The 1,455-nt window shown below is 39.2% G+C and carries 2 protein-coding genes; both read right to left on the reverse strand.

The annotated features are described in order from the left end of the window. Positions 1-428: 428 nt before the first annotated feature. Positions 429-788 (reverse strand): hypothetical protein, encoded by a 360-nt coding sequence (locus tag LGZ98_RS23680; RefSeq protein WP_262978724.1) that lies wholly within the window; start codon positions 786-788, stop codon positions 429-431. A 10-nt stretch (positions 789-798) separates the two neighbouring features. Next, the coding region (locus LGZ98_RS23685; RefSeq protein ID WP_262978725.1) for a cysteine peptidase family C39 domain-containing protein at positions 799-1,455 on the reverse strand (657 nt) is incomplete at its 5' end.

The raw sequence follows: 1,455 nt of genomic DNA on the forward strand, positions 1-1,455 counted from the left end.
CAAGATGGATCGCGACGGCAAGGGAGCGAATCCCCGGGAGCATAGAGAACTATGTAACCGGGGTGAGTGAGTGTAGCCAACAAAGAGGCAACTTGAAAGATAACGGGTATATCATGGTTTTGATGGCACCCTATTCACTGTTCCGTCAGTAACAAACATCCTATGGCTTACCCTACCTAGTTTCGGATCTATTATCCATTCGAATCTCCCTGAAACTCCATTTAAACTCCCGGATAGTTGATAAAGAGTAGCTCCTGCTGCATAGCTAATCGCTTTACCCGGGACACCCAGAATCTGACCCTTATCATCAATCAATCCGGCACCCTCGGCGTTAATTTGGCATAGTGAACTACACTACCGAATGTTATATGCTTGTCTAACATTCGGGGGCAGTTCAAGTCAGGCGGGAACTCATAAAAAATAATTTATTAAATTATAACCTTCTGCTTATTTTCATCTTCAAATAAAATTAAAACACTACCCTGTTCCAAATAAGTTTTATTAGCTATCAATGATAAGTTTAGATCAGTCAAAATAACCGGCATCGCATAATATAAGTATTTCCCTCCAACCAAAACACCAAACACTTCATCTTGTTCAATTATTTGATTTATAACTTTTTCTGTTAAAAATATTTTCTGATTTTCTTCACTCTCTTCACTCTCTTCACTCTCTTCAATAGTATTTGACTCAGAAATATATCCAGATAATTCATTATTTTTAGTAAAGACAAATAAATATCCAATAGAAGTGACATTATCAGATTTGTCAATTAATTTATTACTCATCTATTATTCCTTACCATTTCTTCGTATTTGTTGTAATAGCTTGCCCCATGAATTTTTCTTTAAACTCATTGATTGGAGTAAAGTACTGTCTTCCTAATGCCGGATCTCTAATCGCCACAACTTGCTGACCATCCCTTACGGTTATACCGTCTACAACAACAGCGTGACCACCTCGATCCAGCTTCATTGCCACTATCGCAGGATGCCCGTTTGATGTAGCTTTAGCTAAGTCTTCAACTGAAATTTTTGATGTAAATTTAGCATCCGTTAAGCCTTGATTTCGCATTGCAGATGCAAGATCGTTCATCCTTGCTCCATTAGCTGTAACTTTTGCATCTGTTATTAACTTCCCTAAATCATATTTCAATCCCGCCGTATCCATAATCATTGCACATGAATTTGGTCCGCACGTTGGTAGCTGGCCTTGATTTAAAACTAAACGATCACCATTTCTTGGAATGCTTGTACTTGCTGGATTGCCAGGCTCAAGATTTCCTACATTTTGCCCCGTCGCCCCCTTTCCAGCATACAACTTCTCATTTTCGATCAAACTAGCTACGGTATCAGTATCAGGCTTAGCATTTTTTAACAGCGGGTTTGAGGCATGACTCAATCCTTCTGCCAGATCCTTGGCACCTTCTTTGGTGCTACCTAATACTTTTACCGT

This window comes from Photorhabdus kayaii, assembly GCF_025384895.1.
GTDB classification, from domain to species: Bacteria; Pseudomonadota; Gammaproteobacteria; order Enterobacterales; family Enterobacteriaceae; genus Photorhabdus; species Photorhabdus kayaii.